The 21,442-nt window shown below is 40.2% G+C and carries 22 protein-coding genes; 20 read left to right on the top strand and 2 right to left on the bottom strand.

Annotated elements, in window-relative coordinates; translation table 11 throughout:
• Nucleotides 1–249: 249 nt before the first annotated feature.
• From I1A59_RS02410 to I1A59_RS02335, 16 genes are all read left to right on the top strand, one after another.
• On the top strand, nucleotides 250–3,354 hold the full coding sequence (locus tag I1A59_RS02410; RefSeq protein ID WP_196091225.1) for a DNA polymerase III subunit alpha: 3,105 nt from the start codon (nucleotides 250–252) through the stop codon (nucleotides 3,352–3,354).
• 65 nt (nucleotides 3,355–3,419) lie between these two features.
• On the top strand, nucleotides 3,420–4,442 hold the full coding sequence (gene pfkA, locus I1A59_RS02405) for a 6-phosphofructokinase (RefSeq protein WP_196091224.1): 1,023 nt from the start codon (nucleotides 3,420–3,422) through the stop codon (nucleotides 4,440–4,442).
• Between the two features lie 40 nt (nucleotides 4,443–4,482).
• Nucleotides 4,483–5,985, top strand: coding sequence for a pyruvate kinase (pyk, locus tag I1A59_RS02400; protein WP_196091223.1), 1,503 nt, complete (start codon nucleotides 4,483–4,485; stop codon nucleotides 5,983–5,985).
• A gap of 284 nt (nucleotides 5,986–6,269) precedes the next feature.
• Nucleotides 6,270–6,434: a hypothetical protein gene (locus I1A59_RS02395; RefSeq protein WP_196091222.1), complete on the top strand. Its 165-nt coding sequence runs from the start codon at nucleotides 6,270–6,272 to the stop codon at nucleotides 6,432–6,434.
• Nucleotides 6,435–6,439: 5 nt separating this feature from the next.
• Complete coding sequence (locus I1A59_RS02390) at nucleotides 6,440–7,048, top strand: GNAT family N-acetyltransferase (RefSeq protein WP_196091221.1); 609 nt, start codon at nucleotides 6,440–6,442, stop codon at nucleotides 7,046–7,048.
• A gap of 23 nt (nucleotides 7,049–7,071) precedes the next feature.
• Complete coding sequence (locus I1A59_RS02385; RefSeq protein ID WP_196091220.1) at nucleotides 7,072–7,392, top strand: putative heavy metal-binding protein; 321 nt, start codon at nucleotides 7,072–7,074, stop codon at nucleotides 7,390–7,392.
• Nucleotides 7,393–7,602: 210 nt separating this feature from the next.
• Entirely contained in the window at nucleotides 7,603–10,095 is a 2,493-nt protein-coding gene (locus I1A59_RS02380; protein WP_196091219.1) for a bifunctional 2',3'-cyclic-nucleotide 2'-phosphodiesterase/3'-nucleotidase, read from the top strand.
• Nucleotides 10,096–10,243: 148 nt separating this feature from the next.
• The gene (gene lepB, locus I1A59_RS02375; RefSeq protein WP_196091218.1) at nucleotides 10,244–10,804 is read left to right on the top strand and encodes a signal peptidase I; all 561 of its coding nucleotides are present in this window, start codon (nucleotides 10,244–10,246) and stop codon (nucleotides 10,802–10,804) included.
• Nucleotides 10,805–10,807: 3 nt separating this feature from the next.
• Nucleotides 10,808–11,449 (top strand): amino acid ABC transporter permease, encoded by a 642-nt coding sequence (locus I1A59_RS02370; RefSeq protein WP_196091217.1) that lies wholly within the window; start codon nucleotides 10,808–10,810, stop codon nucleotides 11,447–11,449.
• 9 nt (nucleotides 11,450–11,458) lie between these two features.
• Entirely contained in the window at nucleotides 11,459–12,088 is a 630-nt protein-coding gene (locus I1A59_RS02365; protein WP_196091216.1) for an amino acid ABC transporter ATP-binding protein, read from the top strand.
• Nucleotides 12,089–12,099: 11 nt separating this feature from the next.
• Nucleotides 12,100–12,939: an amino acid ABC transporter substrate-binding protein gene (locus tag I1A59_RS02360; RefSeq protein WP_196091215.1), complete on the top strand. Its 840-nt coding sequence runs from the start codon at nucleotides 12,100–12,102 to the stop codon at nucleotides 12,937–12,939.
• Nucleotides 12,940–13,098: 159 nt separating this feature from the next.
• Nucleotides 13,099–13,353, top strand: a complete 255-nt coding sequence (locus I1A59_RS02355) for a bacteriocin (RefSeq protein WP_196091214.1) — start codon at nucleotides 13,099–13,101, stop codon at nucleotides 13,351–13,353.
• Nucleotide 13,354: 1 nt separating this feature from the next.
• Complete coding sequence (locus I1A59_RS02350; protein WP_196091213.1) at nucleotides 13,355–13,561, top strand: bacteriocin BlpN; 207 nt, start codon at nucleotides 13,355–13,357, stop codon at nucleotides 13,559–13,561.
• Between the two features lie 917 nt (nucleotides 13,562–14,478).
• A complete protein-coding gene (locus I1A59_RS02345; protein WP_196091212.1) occupies nucleotides 14,479–14,868 on the top strand; it encodes a hypothetical protein in 390 nt (129 codons plus the stop codon).
• Nucleotides 14,869–15,176: 308 nt separating this feature from the next.
• A complete protein-coding gene (locus I1A59_RS02340; RefSeq protein WP_196091211.1) occupies nucleotides 15,177–15,914 on the top strand; it encodes a response regulator transcription factor in 738 nt (245 codons plus the stop codon).
• Nucleotides 15,915–15,926: 12 nt separating this feature from the next.
• Nucleotides 15,927–17,267 (top strand): GHKL domain-containing protein, encoded by a 1,341-nt coding sequence (locus tag I1A59_RS02335; RefSeq protein ID WP_196091210.1) that lies wholly within the window; start codon nucleotides 15,927–15,929, stop codon nucleotides 17,265–17,267.
• A gap of 40 nt (nucleotides 17,268–17,307) precedes the next feature.
• On the opposite strand, the gene I1A59_RS02330 is transcribed toward I1A59_RS02335, so the two are convergent.
• Both I1A59_RS02330 and I1A59_RS02325 read right to left on the bottom strand, forming a co-directional pair.
• Nucleotides 17,308–17,451, bottom strand: coding sequence for a hypothetical protein (locus I1A59_RS02330; RefSeq protein ID WP_196091209.1), 144 nt, complete (start codon nucleotides 17,449–17,451; stop codon nucleotides 17,308–17,310).
• A 37-nt stretch (nucleotides 17,452–17,488) separates the two neighbouring features.
• The gene (locus I1A59_RS02325) at nucleotides 17,489–19,639 is read right to left on the bottom strand and encodes a peptide cleavage/export ABC transporter (RefSeq protein WP_196091208.1); all 2,151 of its coding nucleotides are present in this window, start codon (nucleotides 19,637–19,639) and stop codon (nucleotides 17,489–17,491) included.
• 287 nt (nucleotides 19,640–19,926) lie between these two features.
• Between I1A59_RS02325 and I1A59_RS02320 the strand changes: the two genes are divergently transcribed.
• The 4 genes from I1A59_RS02320 (at nucleotide 19,927) to I1A59_RS02305 (ending at nucleotide 20,863) form a co-directional block, all read left to right on the top strand.
• On the top strand, nucleotides 19,927–20,085 hold the full coding sequence (locus I1A59_RS02320) for a hypothetical protein (RefSeq protein ID WP_196091207.1): 159 nt from the start codon (nucleotides 19,927–19,929) through the stop codon (nucleotides 20,083–20,085).
• A gap of 45 nt (nucleotides 20,086–20,130) precedes the next feature.
• Nucleotides 20,131–20,289: a hypothetical protein gene (locus I1A59_RS02315; protein ID WP_196091206.1), complete on the top strand. Its 159-nt coding sequence runs from the start codon at nucleotides 20,131–20,133 to the stop codon at nucleotides 20,287–20,289.
• A 108-nt stretch (nucleotides 20,290–20,397) separates the two neighbouring features.
• Nucleotides 20,398–20,646 carry a Blp family class II bacteriocin gene (locus tag I1A59_RS02310; RefSeq protein ID WP_196091205.1) on the top strand — a complete coding sequence of 83 codons (249 nt, stop codon included), beginning with the start codon at nucleotides 20,398–20,400 and terminating at the stop codon, nucleotides 20,644–20,646.
• A 22-nt stretch (nucleotides 20,647–20,668) separates the two neighbouring features.
• Nucleotides 20,669–20,863, top strand: a complete 195-nt coding sequence (locus I1A59_RS02305; protein ID WP_196091204.1) for a TmhB bacteriocin enhancer peptide — start codon at nucleotides 20,669–20,671, stop codon at nucleotides 20,861–20,863.
• Nucleotides 20,864–21,442 lie beyond the last annotated feature (579 nt).

The following is a 21,442-nucleotide window of genomic DNA, read 5'->3' as shown; positions in this document are numbered from 1 at the left end:
GACGAGCTAACACAGTAATAAAAGATAAACTAAAAGAGTATAAGGCGAGCAAGGTAGACAATCAATTAGTTCTCAGTTAATAGAGTCTGAAAGAATAGGTATAAAAATCAAGATAGGCTGGGGCAAAAGTCTCAACCTTTCTATTTTAGTTAGTGAAGTCACTTTGACGCAGTGGAGCATAAATGAGAAAGAAAGCTCCGATGAGCTTGGTCAGGTCTTGGTTTTTGAAGAGTATGCATGGAGGAGTCTATGATTCAGTTAGATACACGATCCGTATATAGTTTTTTAGAAAGTAATCTGACCTTGAGCTCCTATGTAGCCAGAGCTAGGGATTTGGGTTACCAGAGTCTTGGTTTAATGGATCAGGACAATCTGTATGGGGCGTATGCCTTTTTAGAAATCGCTGAGCAAGCTGGTCTTCAAGCCTTAATAGGGATGAGTTTGACGACGCGTGTGGCCGAGCAAATGGTAGACTTGCGCCTACTGGCTCTTTCTACAAAGGGCTATCAGAATTTGCTCAAATTAGCGACTCAACGGAATCTAGGGAAAACAGCTTGGGAAGACTTGGTGGAATATACCCAAGATCTAGCCATCATTCGTCCCTACCAGCCAGATCAAGAGGACCTAGACCTTGGTCTTCCCTACTTTTTAGGCCTAGCTTTGGATAGTCCCCTTCCTGAAAGTGACCGCCCCTTGCTTCCGCTTCCTACCGTTCGGTATTTGGACTCTCAGGATTTGGAAGTTTTGCAGGTTATGGAGGCTATCAAGGCCAATCAAACATTGGTGGGTACCCCAGTTCCCTATCGCGGTCAAGGGTTGCTTCCAGCTCGCGAAGTTAAAGAAGCCTTTCAAACACGTTTTCCAGGTGCCTGGGAGAATCTAGCGCAGCTGGTTGATGGAATCCACTATGATTTGGATCGGAGTCTGAAATTGCCTCGCTTTAATCCTCAAAGACCTGCTGTGGAGGAATTGCGAGAGCGAGCGATGGCAGGTTTAGAAGCTAAGGGATTAGTGGAAACAGCCTATTTACAACGCTTGGATGAGGAATTAGCCGTTATCCATGAAATGGGCTTTGACGATTATTTCTTGATCGTCTGGGATCTGTTGGCTTTTGGCCGACGGCAAGGCTATTACATGGGGATGGGGCGTGGATCCGCAGTAGGAAGTTTAGTTGCCTATGCCTTGGACATCACGGGAATTGATCCGGTTGCCAAAAACTTGATCTTCGAGCGTTTTTTGAACCGAGAACGTTTCAGTATGCCGGATATTGATATTGATATCCCCGATATTCACCGGCCGGATTTTCTTCGCTATGTGCGGGATCGATACGGAAGCATGCACGCGGCACAGATTGTGACCTATTCTACCTTCGGAGCCAAGCAGGCCTTACGGGATGTCTTAAAACGGATTGGTTTGCCAGAGTTTGAGATTTCGGGCCTGACCAAGCAAATTCGTTTTGGAGAAAGTTTGCGCCAGGTGTCAGAACGGAGTCTGTCTTTCCGTAGACAATTTCAGGAACGGCCAGAGTTGGGCCGAGCGCTGCAACTGGCTATGCGACTAGAAGGCTTACCTCGGCAGACTTCGGTTCACGCGGCTGGGGTGGTGATGAGTGACGCAGATTTAACGGACTTTATCCCCCTAAAATTTGCGGAGGATATCTACATTACCCAGTATGATGCGGGAGCCATTGAGGATAATGGCTTGCTCAAGATGGATTTCTTGGGTCTACGAAATCTTACTTATGTCGAACGCATGCGGGATTTACTACTCAAGCTAGAGAGAATTGCATTAGAGCCAGCTCAGATTCCACTGGAGGATCCGGAAACCCTCAACTTGTTTGCGGCTGGGCGTACCAAGGGGATTTTCCAGTTTGAACAACCAGGTGCGATAAATCTTTTACGCCGGGTGCAACCTCAATCCTTTGAAGAAGTGGTTGCGACCACCAGTCTGAACCGACCGGGTGCCAGTGATTATATTGATAATTTTGTGGCTCGGAAACATGGTCGGGAAGCGGTAGCCTCGGTGGATCCAGCAGTGGCGGATATTCTGGCCCCGACCTACGGTATTATGCTTTACCAGGAACAGGTGATGCAGGTGGCCCAACGCTTTGCGGGTTTTAGTCTCGGGAAAGCCGATTTGTTACGGCGGGCCATGGGGAAAAAGAAACCGGAAGAAATGCACGCCATGGAGGCTGATTTTGTTGAAGGCGCCCTGCAGCAAGGCTATGACCGGGAGCGGGCTAAAGCTCTATTTGCGGTTATGGAGAAGTTTGCCGGTTATGGCTTTAACCGCAGTCACGCCTATGCTTACTCCGCCCTGGCCTTTCAGTTGGCCTATTTTAAAACCCATTATCCCCATATCTTTTTCCAGGTTCTTTTAAGTTCTGGCAACCAAACCTATCTGGAAGACGCTTTGGATGCCGGGTTCCAGATGCAGCCCTTAACCATTAATAGTATTTCACGCCGGGATCGGTTCCAGCATGGTGCTATTTACTTGGGGCTGGACCGCATCAAGGGCCTTCCGAAAGATTTCCAGAATTGGATTTTGGAGCAACAACCTTTTGCCGATTTGGAGGACTTCTTCCTTCGTATGCCCCACAATTACCAGAAAACCGATTTTCTCAAGCCTTTGATCCAGATTGGCCTTTTTGATCAGATGGCTCCCAACCGGGCCACCCTCTTGACCAACCTGGATCGCCTCCTTTTCTTCTACCAAGAGTTGGGTAGCCTTTTTGCAGATTCTAGCTATTCTTGGGAGGAAGTTGCTGATTTTTCTTCTTTAGAAAAATATCGAATGGAAGTGGAACTGTTAGGCGTGGGTCTGAGCCCTCATCCCTTAAAGGACTATCTTCAGGAAGCGGGGGCCGGGATAGATCGCATCGCCGACCTGCAAGTTGGGCGTACGGTAGAAATTCTGGCGGAGGTTTTGAATATCAGGGTTATTCGCACCAAAAAAGGCGAGCAGATGGCCTTTGTCCAAGTCACCGATACCCGCAATAAAATAGAAGTCATTGTCTTCCCAGAGGCTTTTCGAAAATTCAAGGACCTCTTACAAGAAGGAAGCTTGTTAAGGATCCGCGGGAAGGTGCAGGATAAGGATGGGCGGAAGCAGATTCTCCTAAATCAGGCTGAAATGCTGACCAAGGAGCAATTCTGGATCCTACTCCAAGATCATGAGCTGGATCAAGAAGTTGCCCAAATTTTGAAGGTACATCCAGGTCCCATACCGGTTATTTTACGTTATCAGCAAGGGAAGGAAACCTTGCAATTAGAAGGAGGCGTTTCCAAATCAGATCAACTGGTAAATGCCCTCGCTCCCTATGCTCTGAAAACGGTTTTTCTAGAAAAACGCTAGAATTTTAAAGTTCCCTGTGCTATAATGCTTACGAATGTAAATATATGAGAAGGAGCTCAAGCAGAATGAAACGTATTGCTGTTTTGACCAGTGGTGGTGACGCCCCTGGTATGAATGCTGCTATTCGTGCAGTGGTTCGTCAAGCAATCTCTGAAGGAATGGAAGTTTACGGTATCCAGGAAGGTTATGCTGGAATGGTTGCTGGAAAATTCATCGAATTGGATGCAGCTTCTGTAGGAAACATTGTTGGTCGTGGTGGTACCTTCCTAGGATCAGCTCGTTACCCAGAATTTGCTCAGGTTGAAGGGCAACTAAAAGGAATTGAGCAATTGAAAGCTCATGGAATTGAAGGAGTTGTTGTTATCGGTGGTGACGGTTCCTATCACGGTGCCATGCGTTTGACAGAACATGGCTTCCCAGCTGTTGGTGTACCTGGAACAATCGATAACGATATCGTTGGCACAGACTTCACCATTGGATTTGACACCGCTGTTACAACTGCCATGGATGCGATTGATAAAATCCGTGATACTTCAGCAAGTCACCGTCGTACCTTTGTTGTTGAGGTTATGGGGCGTAATGCCGGAGATATCGCGCTTTGGGCTGGTATCGCTTCTGGTGCGGACAACATCGTTATTCCAGAAGAAGATTTTGATATGAAGACTGTCGCAGCAACGATCAAAGAAAGCTACGAAAGTGGTAAGAAGCACAACATCATCATCCTTGCTGAAGGTGTGATGTCAGCGGATGAGTTTGGTGCTAAATTGCGTGAAGCAGCTGATGAGAAAGACCTTCGCGACCTTCGTGTGACTGAATTGGGACACATTCAACGGGGTGGTGCTCCAACTGCGCGTGACCGTGTCTTAGCTTCTCGTATGGGAGCACACGCGGTGAAACTTCTGAAAGAAGGCCGTGGTGGGCTTGCGGTTGGTATCCGCAATGAACAAATGGTTGAAAGTCCAATCCTTGGGACTGCAGAAGAAGGAGCCCTCTTCAGTCTTGCTGCAGATGGAAAAATCATTGTTAATAATCCACACAAAGCTGACCTTGAGTTGGCAGAATTGAACCGTCATTTGGCGACTTTCTAAGATATTAGCTTTATAAAATAAAAAGGAGTTCACAGATAAAATGAACAAACGTGTTAAAATTGTTGCAACCTTAGGACCAGCGGTTGAAATCCGTGGTGGAAAACGTTTTGGTGAAGATGGCTACTGGGGTGAAAAACTTGACGTTGAAGCATCTGCACAAAACATTGCGAAATTGATCGAAGCTGGAGCAAACACTTTCCGTTTCAACTTCTCACACGGTGACCACCAAGAGCAAGGTGAGCGTATGGCAACTGTTAAACGTGCCGAAGAAATCGCTGGCCAACGTGTTGGTTTCCTTTTGGATACCAAAGGTCCTGAAATTCGTACTGAATTGTTCGAAGGCGATGCTAAAGAATATTCATACGTAACAGGTGAAAAAATCCGTGTTGCAACAAAACAAGGAATCCAATCTACTCGTGAAGTGATTGCCTTGAACGTTGCTGGTGGTTTGGACATTTACGATGACGTTGAAGTTGGTCGCCAAGTCTTGGTTGATGATGGTAAATTGGGACTTCGCGTTGTTGGTAAAGATGACGCTACTCGTGAATTTGAAGTTGAAGTTGAAAACGATGGTATCATCGCTAAACAAAAAGGTGTAAACATCCCTAATACCAAGATTCCTTTCCCTGCCCTAGCAGACCGTGATAACGCAGACATCCGTTTTGGTCTTGAACAAGGAATTAACTTCATCGCTATTTCTTTCGTTCGTACAGCTAAAGACGTGAACGAAGTTCGCGCAATCTGTGAAGAAACTGGAAACAGCCATGTGAAGTTGTTTGCTAAAATCGAAAACCAACAAGGTATCGATAACCTTGATGAAATCATCGAAGCAGCAGACGGTATCATGATCGCTCGTGGTGACATGGGTATCGAAGTACCATTCGAAATGGTTCCAGTTTACCAAAAAATGATCATCACTAAAGTGAACGCTGCTGGTAAAGTGGTTATCACTGCTACAAACATGTTGGAAACCATGACTGAAAAACCACGTGCAACTCGTTCAGAAGTATCTGACGTCTTCAACGCGGTTATCGATGGTACTGACGCAACAATGCTTTCAGGTGAGTCTGCAAACGGTAAATACCCACTTGAGTCTGTAACAGCTATGGCAACAATTGATAAAAACGCTCAAACTCTCTTGAACGAGTATGGTCGTTTGTCAACTGTAAATTTCAGCCGTACTTCTAAGACTGAAGTTGTGGCTTCAGCCGTTAAAGATGCAACCAACTCAATGGACATCAAATTGGTTGTTGCTCTTACTGAATCAGGTAACACAGCTCGTTTGATTTCTAAATACCGTCCAGATGCTGACATCTTGGCTGTTACTTTTGATGAGTTGACACAACGTTCCTTGACTTTGAACTGGGGTGTTATCCCAGTGGTTACTGAAAAACCAGCTTCTACAGACGATATGTTTGAAATTGCTGAAAAAGTTGCCCTTTCAACAGGTCTTGTTGAATCAGGCGACAATATCATCATCGTTGCAGGTGTTCCAGTCGGAACAGGTGGAACTAACACCATGCGTATCCGTACTGTACGTTAATATCGATTTAAATTTTCTAAATCCCTTGGAAATAGGTTATAAACCTAGGTCTAAGGGATTTTTTTGAACGTGCTGTCTAGATAGTAATTCCAAAGTATTTCCTTTAAATATTTGAACTTTAAAAATAATCATCTAAGGTTTTGACTTACAAAATTTTAGTGCTTTTAAGTCTACAATTTATTTTGGATTGAGGAAATTTTATTCCTTAGTATAAGGTTTATACTTGAAAGAAATAAAATACTTTGGGATAATAATGTTAATTATAAGATTGAAGGGGAGTTTTAATGGCTACAAAGAGTTTTACAACTGATTTAATTTTTACTCGAGATTCGGCAGATAGCTTATTAACAGCACTCTCTGCAAAATCAGATATAAAATTTCAAGGTCCAACAAATGTTGAAGTAGTTACGAATCCTAAAACGATAAAAGAGATGTTTAAGAAAGGTTAGCTATATTGGGAATTAGAATTGTTTCATTAGAAGATCTTTTGGAAAATCTTAGGGGTGAGACTATTCAGGAAATTTTGAATACTTTTAAAAGTATCCATATTGCAGATCAAACACATGAAGTTGAAGAGTTTTTGCATCGAAAAGCTATCATCTTTCAAAAAACTGCGACGGCATCAACCTATTTAGTTTTTGAAAAGGAGTCCAGCATTTTATTAGGTTATTTTTCACTCGCGAATAAACCTCTAACAATAAGTAGGGTGGATTTTGAAAGTTTAAGTAGGACTCAGAGAAAACGATTTAGCAAATATGGTCGTCTAATCGGAGAGAAATTCCCAATTAATAGCTATCTAATTGGGCAAATAGGTAAAAATTATTCTAGAGAAACTGAAAGAGCACAATATGTGCTAAAAGGTCGAGAGTTACTGGCATTAGCCTATGATTATGTTTTAGCTGCTTCAAGACTAATAAAAGCAAAATATGTGTGGCTAGAATGTGAGAACATCACTGTTTTACGTAATTTTTATCAAGATTTTGGCTTTAGAGAAATTTCAAATTTTCAGTCAGAAAATGGTTTATGTGTTTTTATTCGGGAAATTAGTGAAGTTCCTCACTAACGTCATTAATAAAGGAGAAAACGATGATCGTTACAACAACCAATGCTATTGAAGGAAAAACGGTTCAGGAATACAAAGGAATCGTCTTTGGGGAAGTGATTACAGGTGTCAATATGTTTAAAGATATTGGTGCAGGATTGCGAAATGTCTTCGGTGGTCGTTCTAAAGGGTATGAAGATGAGCTCAAGTCTGCCCGGGAAGAGGCTATTGAGGAAATGAAAGAACGAGCAGCGCAAATTGGTGCCAATGCCATCATCGGTATGAAAATGGATTATGAAATCCTGGGTGCCGACAATGGAATGATGATGGTAACTTGTTCAGGAACAGCCGTTGTTACTCATTAATGGAACTGAAACAAAAGTCTACAATCAAGTGTGTAAAAAATACTAGATTGTAGACTTTTTGATTTCCAAACTGTAATAAACAACAACATATATAAAAGGAACGTTTGAGAAGTGATTGTCTAAAATGTTCGGAGATTACTGGTAAATTCTTGAATTGTGACGCTATATTGTTTATAATATTCAAGAATCGAACAGTTTTAGGAGGTTATCATGGTTCATTCATATTTGAAAAAGTCTGCGATGCTGTTAAGCCTGGCAGCAGCAGTGGCAGTTGCGGAAGAGGTTCAAGCGGATCAAGCAACGAATCCCCAATCTACAGTAGGGCAAGAAATGGCTAATCCAGCCTTACCGCAAGCGGAGATGCCTGTGACTCCCGATCCACTCTTGCAAGCCCCTGCGGAAGCAGCTCAAGGGCAGGATAATGGTGGATTGGCAATTGAGGAGAAAGCCCCTGAGGCTACAGTCTTGTCCAATCCTGTTCAGGAAGAACCAGTCAAACCACCTGTCGAAGGTCAACGAGTGGATATGCGAATTCTAGCAACGACCGACCTTCATACTAACTTGGTGAACTATGATTACTACCAAGATATGCAGGTTGAGACACTTGGCTTGGCTAAGACAGCTGTTTTGATGGAAGAAGCGATTGCAGAAAATTCCAATGTAGTTATCGTTGATAGTGGGGATACGATACAAGGAACACCTCTTGGAACCTACAAGGCTGTTGTGGATCCGGTTAAAGAAGGTGAAGAACATCCCATGTTTGCGGCCTTTAAGGAATTGAATTATGATGGAGCCGCTTTGGGGAACCATGAATTTAACTATGGACTTGACTACCTACGTCGGGTGGTAGCCTCTTCCAAAGTTCCGCTTTTGAATGCCAATGTGTTGGACGCTCAAACCAAGGAGCATCTCTTTACCCCTTATGTGATTGTTCCTAAAACTTTCAAAGATTCTGAAGGACAGTTGGTAACAGTTCATGTGGGCCTTACAGGAATTGTGCCACCTCAAATCATGAACTGGGATCGTGCTCACTTAGAAGGAAAAGTGATTGCTCTGGATGCTGTTCAAGCTGTAACTGATCTGGTTCCACAAATGCGGAAGGCTGGGGCGGATGTGGTTGTGGTCATGTCTCACTCTGGTATCGGAGATGATACCTATCTTGTTGGGGAAGAGAACATTGGCTACCAACTTGCAGGTATTCCTGGAGTGGATGCCGTTGCGACCGGGCATTCACACGCTAATTTCCCATCTGGAACTGGGACAGGGTTCTACTCAAAAATTAAGGGTGTAGATGATACCAATGGTAAAATCAATGGGATCCCAGTAACCATGGCGGGTAAATACGGGGATCACTTGGGAATCATGGACTTGAAATTGCACTACACCAATGGTGCTTGGCGGGTTGAGGAGTCTGGGTCAGTCCTTCGTAAAATTGATACCAAATCTAGCAAGGCAGACGAACGGGTCTTGAATTTGGCCAAAGAAGTACACGAAGCCACCATTCGCTATGTCCGTCAAGAAGTTGGACAAACTCCAAGTCCTATCCATTCTTACTTCTCCCTCGTTCAGGATGATCCTTCTGTTCAAATTGTGAATCAGGCCCAGCTCTGGTATGCCAAACTGGTTCTTGCGGGGACAGAAGAGGCTAACCTGCCCTTGCTTTCAGCAGCGGCACCTTTTAAAGCTGGGGCACGTAACGATCCTAACTCCTATACCGATATTAAGGCAGGGCCTTTAGCCATTAAAAACGTGGCGGATCTATATGTTTATGACAATGTTGTGGCCTTGCTTAAAATTAATGGTGCTCAGCTGAAGGAGTGGTTGGAAATGGCGGCTGGTCAATTTAATCAAGTTGATCCGACAAAAAAAGAACCACAAAATATGATTAACACCTCCTTTAGAACCTATAACTTTGATGTAATTGACGGTGTTACTTACGAATTGGATATTACCCAACCCAATAAATATTCTATTGGTGCGGAATTGGTCAATCCAACTGCTAGCCGGGTTCGCAACCTTCGCTACCAAGGAAAAGAAGTGATAGATGACCAAATCTTCATGGTTGTTACCAATAACTACCGAGCAAGCGGTCCTTTCCCAGGAGTGAAAGATGCCCAAGAAAGCCGCCTGCTCAACTTGCAAAATCGTCAAGCTTTGATTGATTACATTGTGTCTGAAAAAACGATTGATGCTCGTCCAAATCATAACTGGAGCTTTGCGGATACCATTAAGGATTTAGATCTTCGTTTCTTGACTTCCTTGAAAGCTAAAGAACATTTAGCGAGCAATCCGGCCATTTCTTTTGTGGGAATTTCAGAGACAGTCGAAGGATTTGGTGAATTCCGCTACCAATACAGACCGCTTGCGGAACCAGAGCAACCGGTTCAACCGGAACACCCCACAAAACCAGAACAGCCTAGTCAACCAACTAATCCGGCTAGCCCTAATCAGCCTGCAACTTCGGTTCAACCACTGACTCCAACAAAACCCAATAGGAGTCTAGATAGTCAAGAATCTCAAGTTCTAGCTAATCAACCAAGCTGGGCTTCAAAAGTTCAAGAATCAAACTTGCTTGCAGCTCAAAGTCCGTCTTCGGAAGCGACTCTTCCAAATACTGGCACCAAAGACTCTATCTGGATGAGCTTCGGTTTGGGGCTCCTTGCTTTACTGCCAGCAGGATTTGGGAAACGCAAACAAAAATGAGGAAATTATTGGGTAATTGACAATAAAAGTTCGTTAATTCCGAATAAGAAAGTGCTTATTTCCTGAAAAAAGAGGAGGTTTCTGAAAAGACCTCCTTTTTTTCTCCCTTCTTTCGTGATATAATAGGCGAAAGTAAAAAGGAGAAGACATGGTCAGAAGAGATTTATTTCGGAATATTTTTATTGTCTGTTTAATGGCGGTGGTCTTTGTACTCCTTCGTCTATTTTGGTTTACCCCCCATCACGTGAGTGAAAAAGATGTCCAGAAGGGTTTGGAAGCAGCTGATTATGTATTGGCGTTTAACCAAAATGAAATCCCCAATGAAAGTATCGTCTTATACGAAGTTGATCAAAAAGAATATGTTGGACGTGTCATCGCTCAAGATGGTGAAAGAGCAGTCTATATGGATGATGTTCTATATATCAACCATGAGGTCAAGGATGAGCCCTATATTCGTAGTATGAAAAACACCTATCAAGGAAAAACGAGTAACACTGGAAATCTATTTACAGAAGATTTCACCATTGAGTCCTTGACCCAGTCCAATCAAGATGTTATTGGGCAAGAGGAGTTTTTAATTTTAAATGACAATCGCCTCAACCATGATGACAGTCGTGAATTTGGCCTGATTCAAAAAGAACAAATTAAAGGCGTGATTAGCTTTCGTTTGACCCCCTTGGGGCGTTTCGGTTTTATAGATGTGGAGTAATAAATGGCATACGTTTTAGAAATTTTACCTAGTTTGTTGCAGGGTGCAACTGTCACCCTGCAAGTTTTTAGTTTAGTCTTGATTTTGTCCATTCCCTTAGGGATTTTAGTGGCCTTTATCATGCAAGTGGATTCCAAGCCCCTCCGTTGGTTGCTATCCATTTACATTTGGGTGATGCGGGGAACCCCTTTGCTGTTGCAATTGATCTTTGTTTACTATATTTTACCAAGTATCGGCATTCGAATTGACCGCATGCCAGCAGCGATTATCGCCTTCACCCTCAACTACGCAGCTTATTTTGCAGAGATTTTCCGTGGGGGAATTGATTCCATTCCTCAAGGGCAATATGAAGCTGCCAAGGTTCTTAAGTTCAGCCCCCTTCAGACAATCCAGTACATCATTCTTCCCCAAGTAACCAAGATTGTTCTGCCAAGTGTTTTCAATGAGATTATGGCCTTGGTCAAGGATACCTCTTTGGTTTATGCCTTGGGCGTTACGGACCTTATCTTGGTCAGCCGCACCGCAGCCAATCGCGATGCCAGCTTGGCCCCAATGTTCGTTGCTGGAGCCATTTACCTCATTATGATTGGGGTGGTGACCCTTGTTTCTCGAAAAGTTGAACAAAAATATGCCTATGATCGCTAAGGAGGCTGCATGCTAGAATTAAAAAATATTAATAAACGTTTCGGGGAGCGGCAAATCCTCAAAGATTTTAACTTGAATGTACCGGAGAAGAAAATCCTAGCCATCGTAGGTCAGTCAGGAGGAGGTAAAACCACCCTCTTGCGGATGTTGGCAGGACTAGAAACTATTGATAGCGGACAGGTGCTCTACAATGGGAAGGAAATCTCAGCCAGTGAGCTGGCGAGTATGAACCTCTTGGGCTTTGTATTCCAGGACTTCCAACTTTTCCCACACATGACCGTCCTCACCAACTTGACCCTGTCTCCGGTAAAAACCATGAACATGGATCCAGCTCAGGCCGAGCAAAAAGCTCGGCAACTTCTTGAGCGCCTTGGTCTGGAAGAACACGCAGACCACTATCCACATGCCCTCTCTGGTGGACAAAAACAACGGGTGGCCTTGGCGCGTGCCATGATGATTGAGCCTGAAATCATCGGTTACGATGAACCAACTAGTGCCCTGGACCCAGGACTCCGTCTAGAAGTTGAAAAACTGCTCATCCAAAACCGGGAAATGGGAATGACTCAAATTGTCGTCACTCACGATATGCAATTTGCTCAAAACATTGCAGACGAAATTCTCGAAGTGATTCCCCAATAGGAGGTTCGCCAATGAAACGTATCATCGGATTCCTAATCCTACTTCCCTTACTGCTTTTGACGGCTTGTAGTAGCCGGGTGACCGACCCTAAAACAGATGCCTGGGAAACCTACAAGGAACGAGGAGAGCTGACCATCGGCTTTGATAACACCTTCGTACCCATGGGCTTCCAAGAGAAAAATGGAGACAATGTCGGTTTTGATATTGACCTGGCCAACCGTATATTTGAAAACCAAGGCCTTAAAGTCAATTGGCAACCCATTGACTGGGACATGAAAGAAACCGAACTCAACAACGGTACCATTGACCTTATCTGGAACGGCTACACCCAAACCGAAGAACGGGCAGAAAAAGTAAACTTCAGCCTCCCTTACATGGCCAACGAACAAGTACTGGTGACCAAAAAAGCATCCGGTATCCAGACACCCGAAGCCATGAAGGACAAAGTCCTCGGAGCCCAAGCAGGTTCCTCTGGCTACCTCAAATTTGAGGAATTTCCAGACCTGCTCAAGCAGTATGTCAAAAACAACCGAGCAACCCAATATCAGAGCTTCAACGAAGCCTTGATTGACTTGGAGAACGACCGCATCGACGGCCTCTTGATCGACCGCGTCTACGCCAACTACTACCTAACCCAAAAAGGAGTCCTCGAAGTCTACAACGTCTTCCCCGTCGGATTCCCAGAAGAAGCCTTCGCAGTTGGCATCCGCAAAACCGATAAAACCCTCCAAGAACACCTCAACCAAGGAATGGTCCAACTCTATCAAAACGGCCAATTCCAAGAAATATCTGATAAATGGTTTGGAGACGACGTCGCCAGCAAGCAGCTAAAAGAAACCGCTAAGAAATGAGAAATAAAAGAATAATAGTGAGAGGGTGAAAACCCTCTTTTTTGACCATTCAGGACGTTTCAATGACCGTTTGGGAAATGGGGGAGGAGTGGGAGGTTTATACGGTATACTAATAGTGTCAAGTTGCAACGGATAAAAAATTAAAGAAGGAGAAAGATCATGATGGCACAAAATGTAAGTAACTATACTAAGATCAACCAAGTGAATTTGAGTCAAATTTATGGAGGAGTGAATAATTGGCAGACTAATGTATTGGAAGGTGGAGGTGCAGCAATTACAGGATGGGGACTAGGCGTAGCTGCTTGTTCTGCTACAGGTGTAGGTGCAGTTTGGGGGCCGGCATGTGGATATATTGGAGCCAAATTTGGTGTCAGCTTGTGGGCTGGTGTAACAGGAGCGACAGGAGGATTCTAAGATGGTAAAACTTATAAAAATCGAAAATTGTGACTTAATAACTATATATGGAGGAAATGCAGCTGGTGCAGCAGTTGTTGCAGGTATGGGCTGTATTAAACCTGGTATTAAACTGGGGGCAAGTGTAGGTGGTTTCTGGGGTGGAGTCATAGGAGGAGTTGGTGGAGCAGGAATATGTGGATATCTTGCATACACTGCTAGTTCTTAAAATGATGTTTGAAGTTTATTTTCTTTCAGCACTAATCTTTTATTGTCAAGGACTTTTATTTTATCGATGGTATAAAAGTCAATACAAATTAGATATATCTGAGTTATCCACGATAAATGTGTTTTTATTACTATATATTAGTAATTCCCAAAAAATATTTCTCATCCTTAGTTATGTGTTCTTTTTAATATTCCTTTTCAAACAGAAGCATTAGTGAAATGTTTAATAGCTAGTTGTAGATAAGCGAAGTGAGTTCCGATGCTTTTAACCTAAATTATTCATAGCTAAGGATAAAAACCGAGCAAGACATTTATTAAATAAAGGCTCTGCTCGGTTTGTTTTTTTCACCCATTGGGTGAAGTTTTAATCTAGATAAAATTGAGTTTCCCAGCTATCAATCATATAAGTGTTCAAACAAAAAGAAAGCAGGAAACCACCTGACAAGGTTATCAAATTATTCACACCAATTCAATTCTAACCTATCCATTTCTTTTGATGGAGGGAATCTAACAAATCTAGCCGGGATGGCTTTCGTTAAAGAATTTTTCATTATCTTGCTAAATTCCTAGAAATCGGGAATTCTGTGGTTCCGACAGCTCTTCTCGTTCTAAGTATTTCTAATGCATTGATTTCAGTTAATGAAATTCTGGCTAAAATTTTTGGAAGTATATCTCTTTTTATCTTTATCGTATATTTGAATATTTATGTATATGTAAAACTCTGTTCTAAATATCAATTTTTAAAAGATCGATTCCGAGATAGCAGACGTTAATTCTATACGCATTGGATTCCAAAAAATCAAATAGACTTAATTCAACTACGGTAAGAACGAAAATAAATCTGAGAATCCTTCAATATATAGTATATTGATTAGAGGCTAGTTAATGTGTTATTGAATTAGACTAAAAGGAGATATTATGAAAAATATTATTCGGTTTTCAATCATCGAATGCATTTCCATGCTTTTACTATATCTACTGGGGATTTCAGTTGGTTTTTCACTTACTAAGATTGCTCTTTTAGCTTTACTTAATTTTTCATATCAACTATTAGCTATGATTATGGTAAGTAGAACTTCAAGTGTTGTTCTTCCTTTAAAACAGGTATTTCAGAATTTAATGAATTATATTAAATATACTATTGTTATTCCGGTTTTAATTGTTTTTCTTCTTATCATACAAATGAAGACGATGTCTATCGAACTTCGATTTATATTTTTAAGTCTACTCATCATGGTCTATACAATCGGCTCTATTTTTTCCCTTAGCCCCACTTTTAAGCGAAAAAAACTTTTAGGCAAATGGTGATTACTTAAACTTGTTTAAAGTGGTCGAGATTTTTGGAGTAAAAAAGATTTGAAGGAGACCTAGGGAATGGAATTTAAATGTTTTATCATAGGCTTTGTGATTTGTTGTTTGTGTACACTATTTGATAACTCCCTTTATCCTGGAAAAACAAGATTAATTGACAAAAATTCATAAATTAGGTTAGGAAAACCTCTGGATGTATCTCAATCCAGAGGTTTTTGAGATGTAACAAGGTTGTTTGTGAAAACGAGATTATTATGATATTATTTGTCTGATATAAAAATTATGATTAGAGGAGGTCTTCCCATATGAATATTTTTATCTTAGAAGATGATTACCAACAACAAGGGCGGATGGAAAATCTCCTTTATCAATTGCAGGAAAAACATGCTTTACCAGTTAAACGGCTAGAGGTATATTCTAAGACAGATTTGCTTCTACAAGCTATTCGGGAAAAAGGGAGTCACCAACTTTTTTTCTTAGATATCGAAATTAAAGGAGATCCTTTAAAAGGAATGGATGTTGCGAATAAAATTCGTCAACAGGATTCTCAAGCGCTGATTGTTTTTGTAACAACGCATTCGGAGTTTATGCCCCTGACGTTTCGATATCAGTTATCTGCCTTGGATTATATTGACAAATCCTTAGATAAGGGAGATTTTGAAGCGCGTGTTGAAGCTGCAGTGCTCTATGCTCACAAACAAGATCGGCAAACTGTTGCAGATACTGCTTTTAATTTTAAGTCCAAATATCAACAATTCCAAATTCCTTTTGAGGATGTTTATTTTTTGGAAACTTCTTCAATTTCTCATCATGTCGTTCTCTACACAAAAACGGAGAGAATCGAGTTTTTCACTAGCATGAATGAAGTATTGAAACAGGAACCTCGACTACATAAATGCCATCGGTCCTATGCTCTAAATCCTAAGAATGTAGTAAAAATAGACAAAAAGGAAAGGATAGCTCATTTTCCTAACAATTTGACTTGTTTTATTGCAAGAACGAAGATGAAGGAGACTTTGGCTAAGGTGGAGAAAGAAGAATGAGGAGGGGTGCTGTTGACTAATATTTCAGGACACTTGATTACAGTTAGTTTATCTTTGATTTTAATGATGTTTCCTCATGTGCTTTCTGTATACATGATGTTAAAAATCAATAAAATTAAGCCTACATTACAGTTGGTTTTGAGGGGATTTTTTTTAAAGCTTATGGTGATGCTAATCTTGTCTCTCCTTATCGACAGTTTATCTGGGTATTTTTTATTCATTGATGAACCCTTGTTCTATTTATTGTTCTCTTATTATTTATTTCGAAATAGTCAAAAAAATCTTATCATTTTTTATGGTTTATTACCCGTTACCCTTCATAATATTTTTTATAGGTCTGTCGCATTCTTCATACTTCCCTTTTTTGGAATTGCCGATGGTGTAATAGGAGATGATTTAATCTTTACTCTGATACAGGTCTTATCTGCATTAATAGTCATATTGTTTATTCAGTGGTTAGATTATGATTTTCGAATTTTAAATGAAAGAAAGCTAGAATCTGATGACAGAATAATCATAGTTTTTTTAAACTGGGCTATGGGATTATACTTTCTAATAATGCAAAGTTTATCTTATCTTCAGTATGAAAAAATTTTTAATACCTTTGAACTGAGAAAGTTAATCATCATTATCTATCTCATTCTCTTTATGGGGATGATCAAACAATTAGATTCGCATTTAAAAGTAAAACTACAAGCAGAACTGAGTTTTCAACAGGATTTACATCAACGAAATTTAGAAAACTACAGCCTTCATATGGAGGAGTTGTATCGTGAAGTTAGAGGGTTCCGACATGATTACACAAATCTTCTGACTACCCTAAAAATGGGGATAGAGGCTGGGGATCTTGATCAGATTGAGGAGGTCTATCATTCGGTTTTAAAGGATACTGAGGAACGGATGCGAGATTCTCATTTTGATTTTGGACGTTTGGTCAATATTCAGGAGCCTGCTCTTAAAAGTCTGCTTGCTGCAAAATTTTCAGAGGCGAGTGATAAGGGATTGGAGATGCATTTGGAAATTCCAGCTCCGATTCAACCTAAGAGGATGAAATTGGTAGATTTGATTACAGCAGTTTCAGTCTTGGTTGACAATGCCATTGATGAGTCTGTATCAGAAATCTCCATTGCCTTTTTTGAAAAAGAAAATAGTCATGTTTTGATTGTTGAAAATTCAATTGAAGAAGAAGCGAAAGATTTGAAATCAATTTTTGATTTTGGCTATTCGACAAAAGGTGAAGAAAGAGGTATCGGTCTTTACAACCTTCTTAAAATGATTGAAAAATATCCAAATGTAGCAATCGAAACCCAGAGCAAAGACTATCGATTTACCCAAATTTTAAATATCTTTTAAATAAAAACTAGAAGCCCAGCTTGAACTGAGCTTCTAGTTTTTATTTTTGTTTACCGAGAGTGTATCTCTTTCCTTGTGATTTAAATAAATTATAGAATGAAGAAGGCCAGTCTCCGCCATTAATTAATTTTAATTCTGATTTTTTTAAATTTTGAATTTTTGGATTTGAAACTAAGTTTGACATTTTGTGTCCTCCTCGAAAATTATTATTTTAATTCGGATTACTTATTGAATAACTCATAATAGTAGCCCTTAAGCTGCATTAAGTTCCAATGAGATCCAGACTCGACAATCTTTCCATTTTCTAAGACAACAATTTTTGGTGTTCTCTCTGAAACTGTGAGTCGATGAGCTACGAAAATGATCGTTTTATCTTGTAACGATAAAAGATTATCCAGAACTTTTTTCTCTGTTAAGATATCCAGTCCATTTGTTGCTTCATCGAGAATGAGTACAGGAGCTTTGGTTAATAATGCTCTGGCAATCGCAATTCTTTGTTTTTGGCCTCCGGATAATCCACTATGATCGGTCAATTCTGTTTGATAAGCCATTGGCATTTTCAAAATATCCTGATGGATTTCAGCCAACTTACAAGCATCAATGATCTCTGTTTCATTTACATCTGTTTCGATACCTGAAAGTAAATTATCCAAAATGGTTCCGTTAAATAGAAAAGCTTGCTGCGGAACATAGTGAATATGCTGGCGTAGAATTTTCTTATCTATTTGATTTAACGGATGCTCGTTCATGTAGATGTTTCCGTTATAGGGGGTAAAAAAACCAACTAACATTTTGGCAAGTGTTGTTTTTCCAGAACCACTAACTCCAACTAAGCTTATCTTATCTCCTCTTTGGATTTCTAAATGAATATCGGTTAAGGTATCAGCGCCGAAACCATATCTGAAAGATAAGTTTTCAATTTTAATATTTCCATTAAGTGAACCAGGGATATAAGATGGATATGACGTGAACTCAGGTTTTACTTGATAAACTTCGTTCAATCGATTATTGGCGACTTGAGCTGTTTGTAGTTTTGTTTGTAATCGAATGACGTTTTCTAAAGGTGACGTAAAGTACCCTAATAAAGTATTAAAAGTAATGAGTTGACCTATGGTAATTTTGGAATCAATCACAAATTGAGCTCCTACCCAAAGAATAAGGACACTAAATAATAATTGTGTTCCTTGTTTTAAAACATCCTGTGTTATAGAGAATTTACTCAATCGTAATGATTTACTTAAATAGGTTTCAAAGTCAGTTTCAATTTTTTTGAGTCGCCCCTCTTCATTGGTTAATGCTTTTATCGTTTCAATCCCTGTTAAACTTTCGATAATACTTGAACTGACTTCAGAGTTGCTTTGCATCACTTCTAAATTCATTTTCTCAAAGGGCTTTACAAAGAAAACAATGATGATGGTATAAATTGGGATAGCAAGCATGGAAATCAGAAACAGTTGCAGATTTTGATAAATAAGAGCTCCACCAATTAAGAATAGCATTGTAACATCTAAAAAGAGGGACATCACTGAGGAGGCTAATGCATCAATAATTGAGTTTGCATCTGTAAATCGAGAAATAATGTCACCTGACTGTCTCGTTTCAAAAAAGGACATTGGGAGCTTTAAAACATGCCGGATGTAATTTAGAATGATATCTCTACTTAGTTTTTGATTTAAGTGGGTCAGTAGGTATTCCCGTGAAAAAAGGAATATTTGTTGTAATAAGTAGGATAGTGAGAGTCCGATTGTAATCATGCTAAGAGTTGAGATATTTTGCTGCGGAATAAGTTGATCTAGTATGAATTGCAGGTAGTAAGAACCGCCAATATTAATCATGGTTACTAGAATACTGGTTAAGATAGCCCCGAACACGATTCTTTTTTGTTTATAGATAAGAGGGAGTAATTGCTGAAGTCCCTTTTTTTCATCCTTGTGAGGCTGATAGTTTGTGCCTGGTTTTAAGAAGATAGAGACTCCAGTCCATTCTTTTGCAAAGTCGGACTTTGATTTTTTGGTAATCTTGACAGTCGGATCCGGATCACCGATTATAATATCTCCGTTACTAATCCCGTAAATCACATAGTAATGAAGAAGGGTTCCATTTTTTACGACATGAGCTATGAAAGGATAGGGGGTATCTTCTAAATCGAACAAACTCATATCTGCTTTTACAGCTTGTGTCTCGAAACCTATGGTTTCTGCAGCAGTAACAATTCCGAGTGCTGTAGTTCCATCTTTATTTGTTTTAGCTAGATCTCTTAGATGAGCGATAGAGTAGTCGGAATCATAGAATTTTGCAATTGAAGCTAAAACAGCAACACCGCAATCTCTAGCGTCTATTTGAGCTACAAAAGTTTTGTGAAATTGTTTCAAGCAAATCACTCCCTTAAATTATGGCTAAAATTCCTCGATTTGTTATAGATATAAGATAACATAAAAAGCGTTCGATTTAGGATAATTTCCTAAACGGTAGCTCAAACTTCCTGAACGGTCATTTCTGAAGTTAAAAAAGAGTTTTGAAGAGAATAACGAGATATTTTTACCGTTCAGGAAGTTTCAATGACTGTTCAGGAAATGGAGAAAGTCCAATTTAAAAAAATGATATAGTTATGGTGTCAGGTTGCAACAGGGAAAAATTAAGGATTGCGAGGTGTCTATACATGGATAAAATTATTTTTGAGGTTAAAAATGGAGCTAACAATATTAAGGTGAAATCCATAACTGAAGGCATTTTTGTATTGATATTACTACCTGGACTTATGGAGGGAATGTTTTATGTAGGGCGTTTGACTGGCGAGGCGATTGCAAGTTGGTTTTGAAATTATACTAAGTAAAACTGATTATGTGGAAATGAGGTTAGCACTATGATTGAATTTGAAGTTATTAAAAATAGTAATTCTGTAGAAATTTCTGAAGAGGGACTTCTGAGAGTTGCAGGAGGTGTTGGAAGGATAAGCGGTGGAGTAATTGATCTTGGAATTCGTTTCGGTAGTGGGTTAGTTTTCGGTCTTTTCAACCATTAATATATACTAGAAAAAGAAATTTAGGATCATTTACGTGTAATCTAAGGAGTATAACTTCTGTTGACCATGCCAATGGAATATTTTAAAAGAAATAGGAGGGGTTATTATATGGATAACTCAATTCAAAATCAATTTAAAATTATGAGCATATATGATATTGCAGCTGTTACTGGGGGATATTCTGGTAATGATTGCCTGAGAGATATGGGAGGATTTGTTCTGTCTGGTGCAGGTAGTGGTGCCTTATGGGGTGCTCCTGCAGGGGGTATTGGTGCTATTCCAGGTGCATTTGTGGGTGCTCATGTAGGAGCGATTGCTGGTGGTTTTGCATGTATGGGAGGAATACTAGGAAATTAGTTAATTGAAAGGGATAGTTTTTATGAATATTTATAAAGCCTTTAAGCCTTTGTCAGATATTACTTTATCCGATGTAAAGGGAGGTGACATTAACTGGGGCTCTGTTCTGGGACACTGTGTTGGAGGTGCAATCATTGGTGGCGCATTTTCAGGAGGTCTTGCAGCTGGAGTTGGCTGTGTTGTGGGTGGAGGAAAGGTGATTATAGGTGGACTATAAAAATCTGCTTTTCTTAATACTAATCTTGCCCAGCTTGCTGATAATATTGTATGGTATGAAGAAAAAAGAGCATAAACTAGTTATTGCTGGGCTGATTCCCCTTCTGTCTCTATTATCATCAATTATTGTTGATTGGATTTTTGGGTGAGAAATTATATTTTTAGTGGAACGTATTCAAATTAGTATTTTAAGACTTGAACTCTTTTCAGTTCATTATAATGGCTAAAGTTGATGGATTAATTGCATATGATCCAAATCGTTCAAGATACTAAAAAAGAAGGAAGGAGAGCTTATGAGTAGAGGTGATATACAATCTTGCTTACTGGTTCTCTATGTAGTCTACCTAGTTTTAAGCATTGCATTTAAGCGTTTTCGTAACAAAAACTATAGAGCTTGTTTGTTTATCTTTATTATTGCAGGATTGAATTTGATTGTAGGAGTAGGTGATGGAATGGATTTCAGTCAATATCTTGGACAGTTTTTGATAGAATTTTGTGCGTTCTAGGCGCCCCGTGGTTGCCTGGCCTCCTTTTTCTAGTTAGTATCTTTCAGAAACTAACTAGAAAAAAGAGGGTAAAT

The sequence above is a fragment of the Streptococcus sp. NLN76 genome (assembly GCF_015686645.1).
Classification (GTDB): domain Bacteria; phylum Bacillota; class Bacilli; order Lactobacillales; family Streptococcaceae; genus Streptococcus.
Note: the sequence above shows the minus strand (reverse complement) of the source record. Positions and strands in the feature narration are given on the sequence as shown.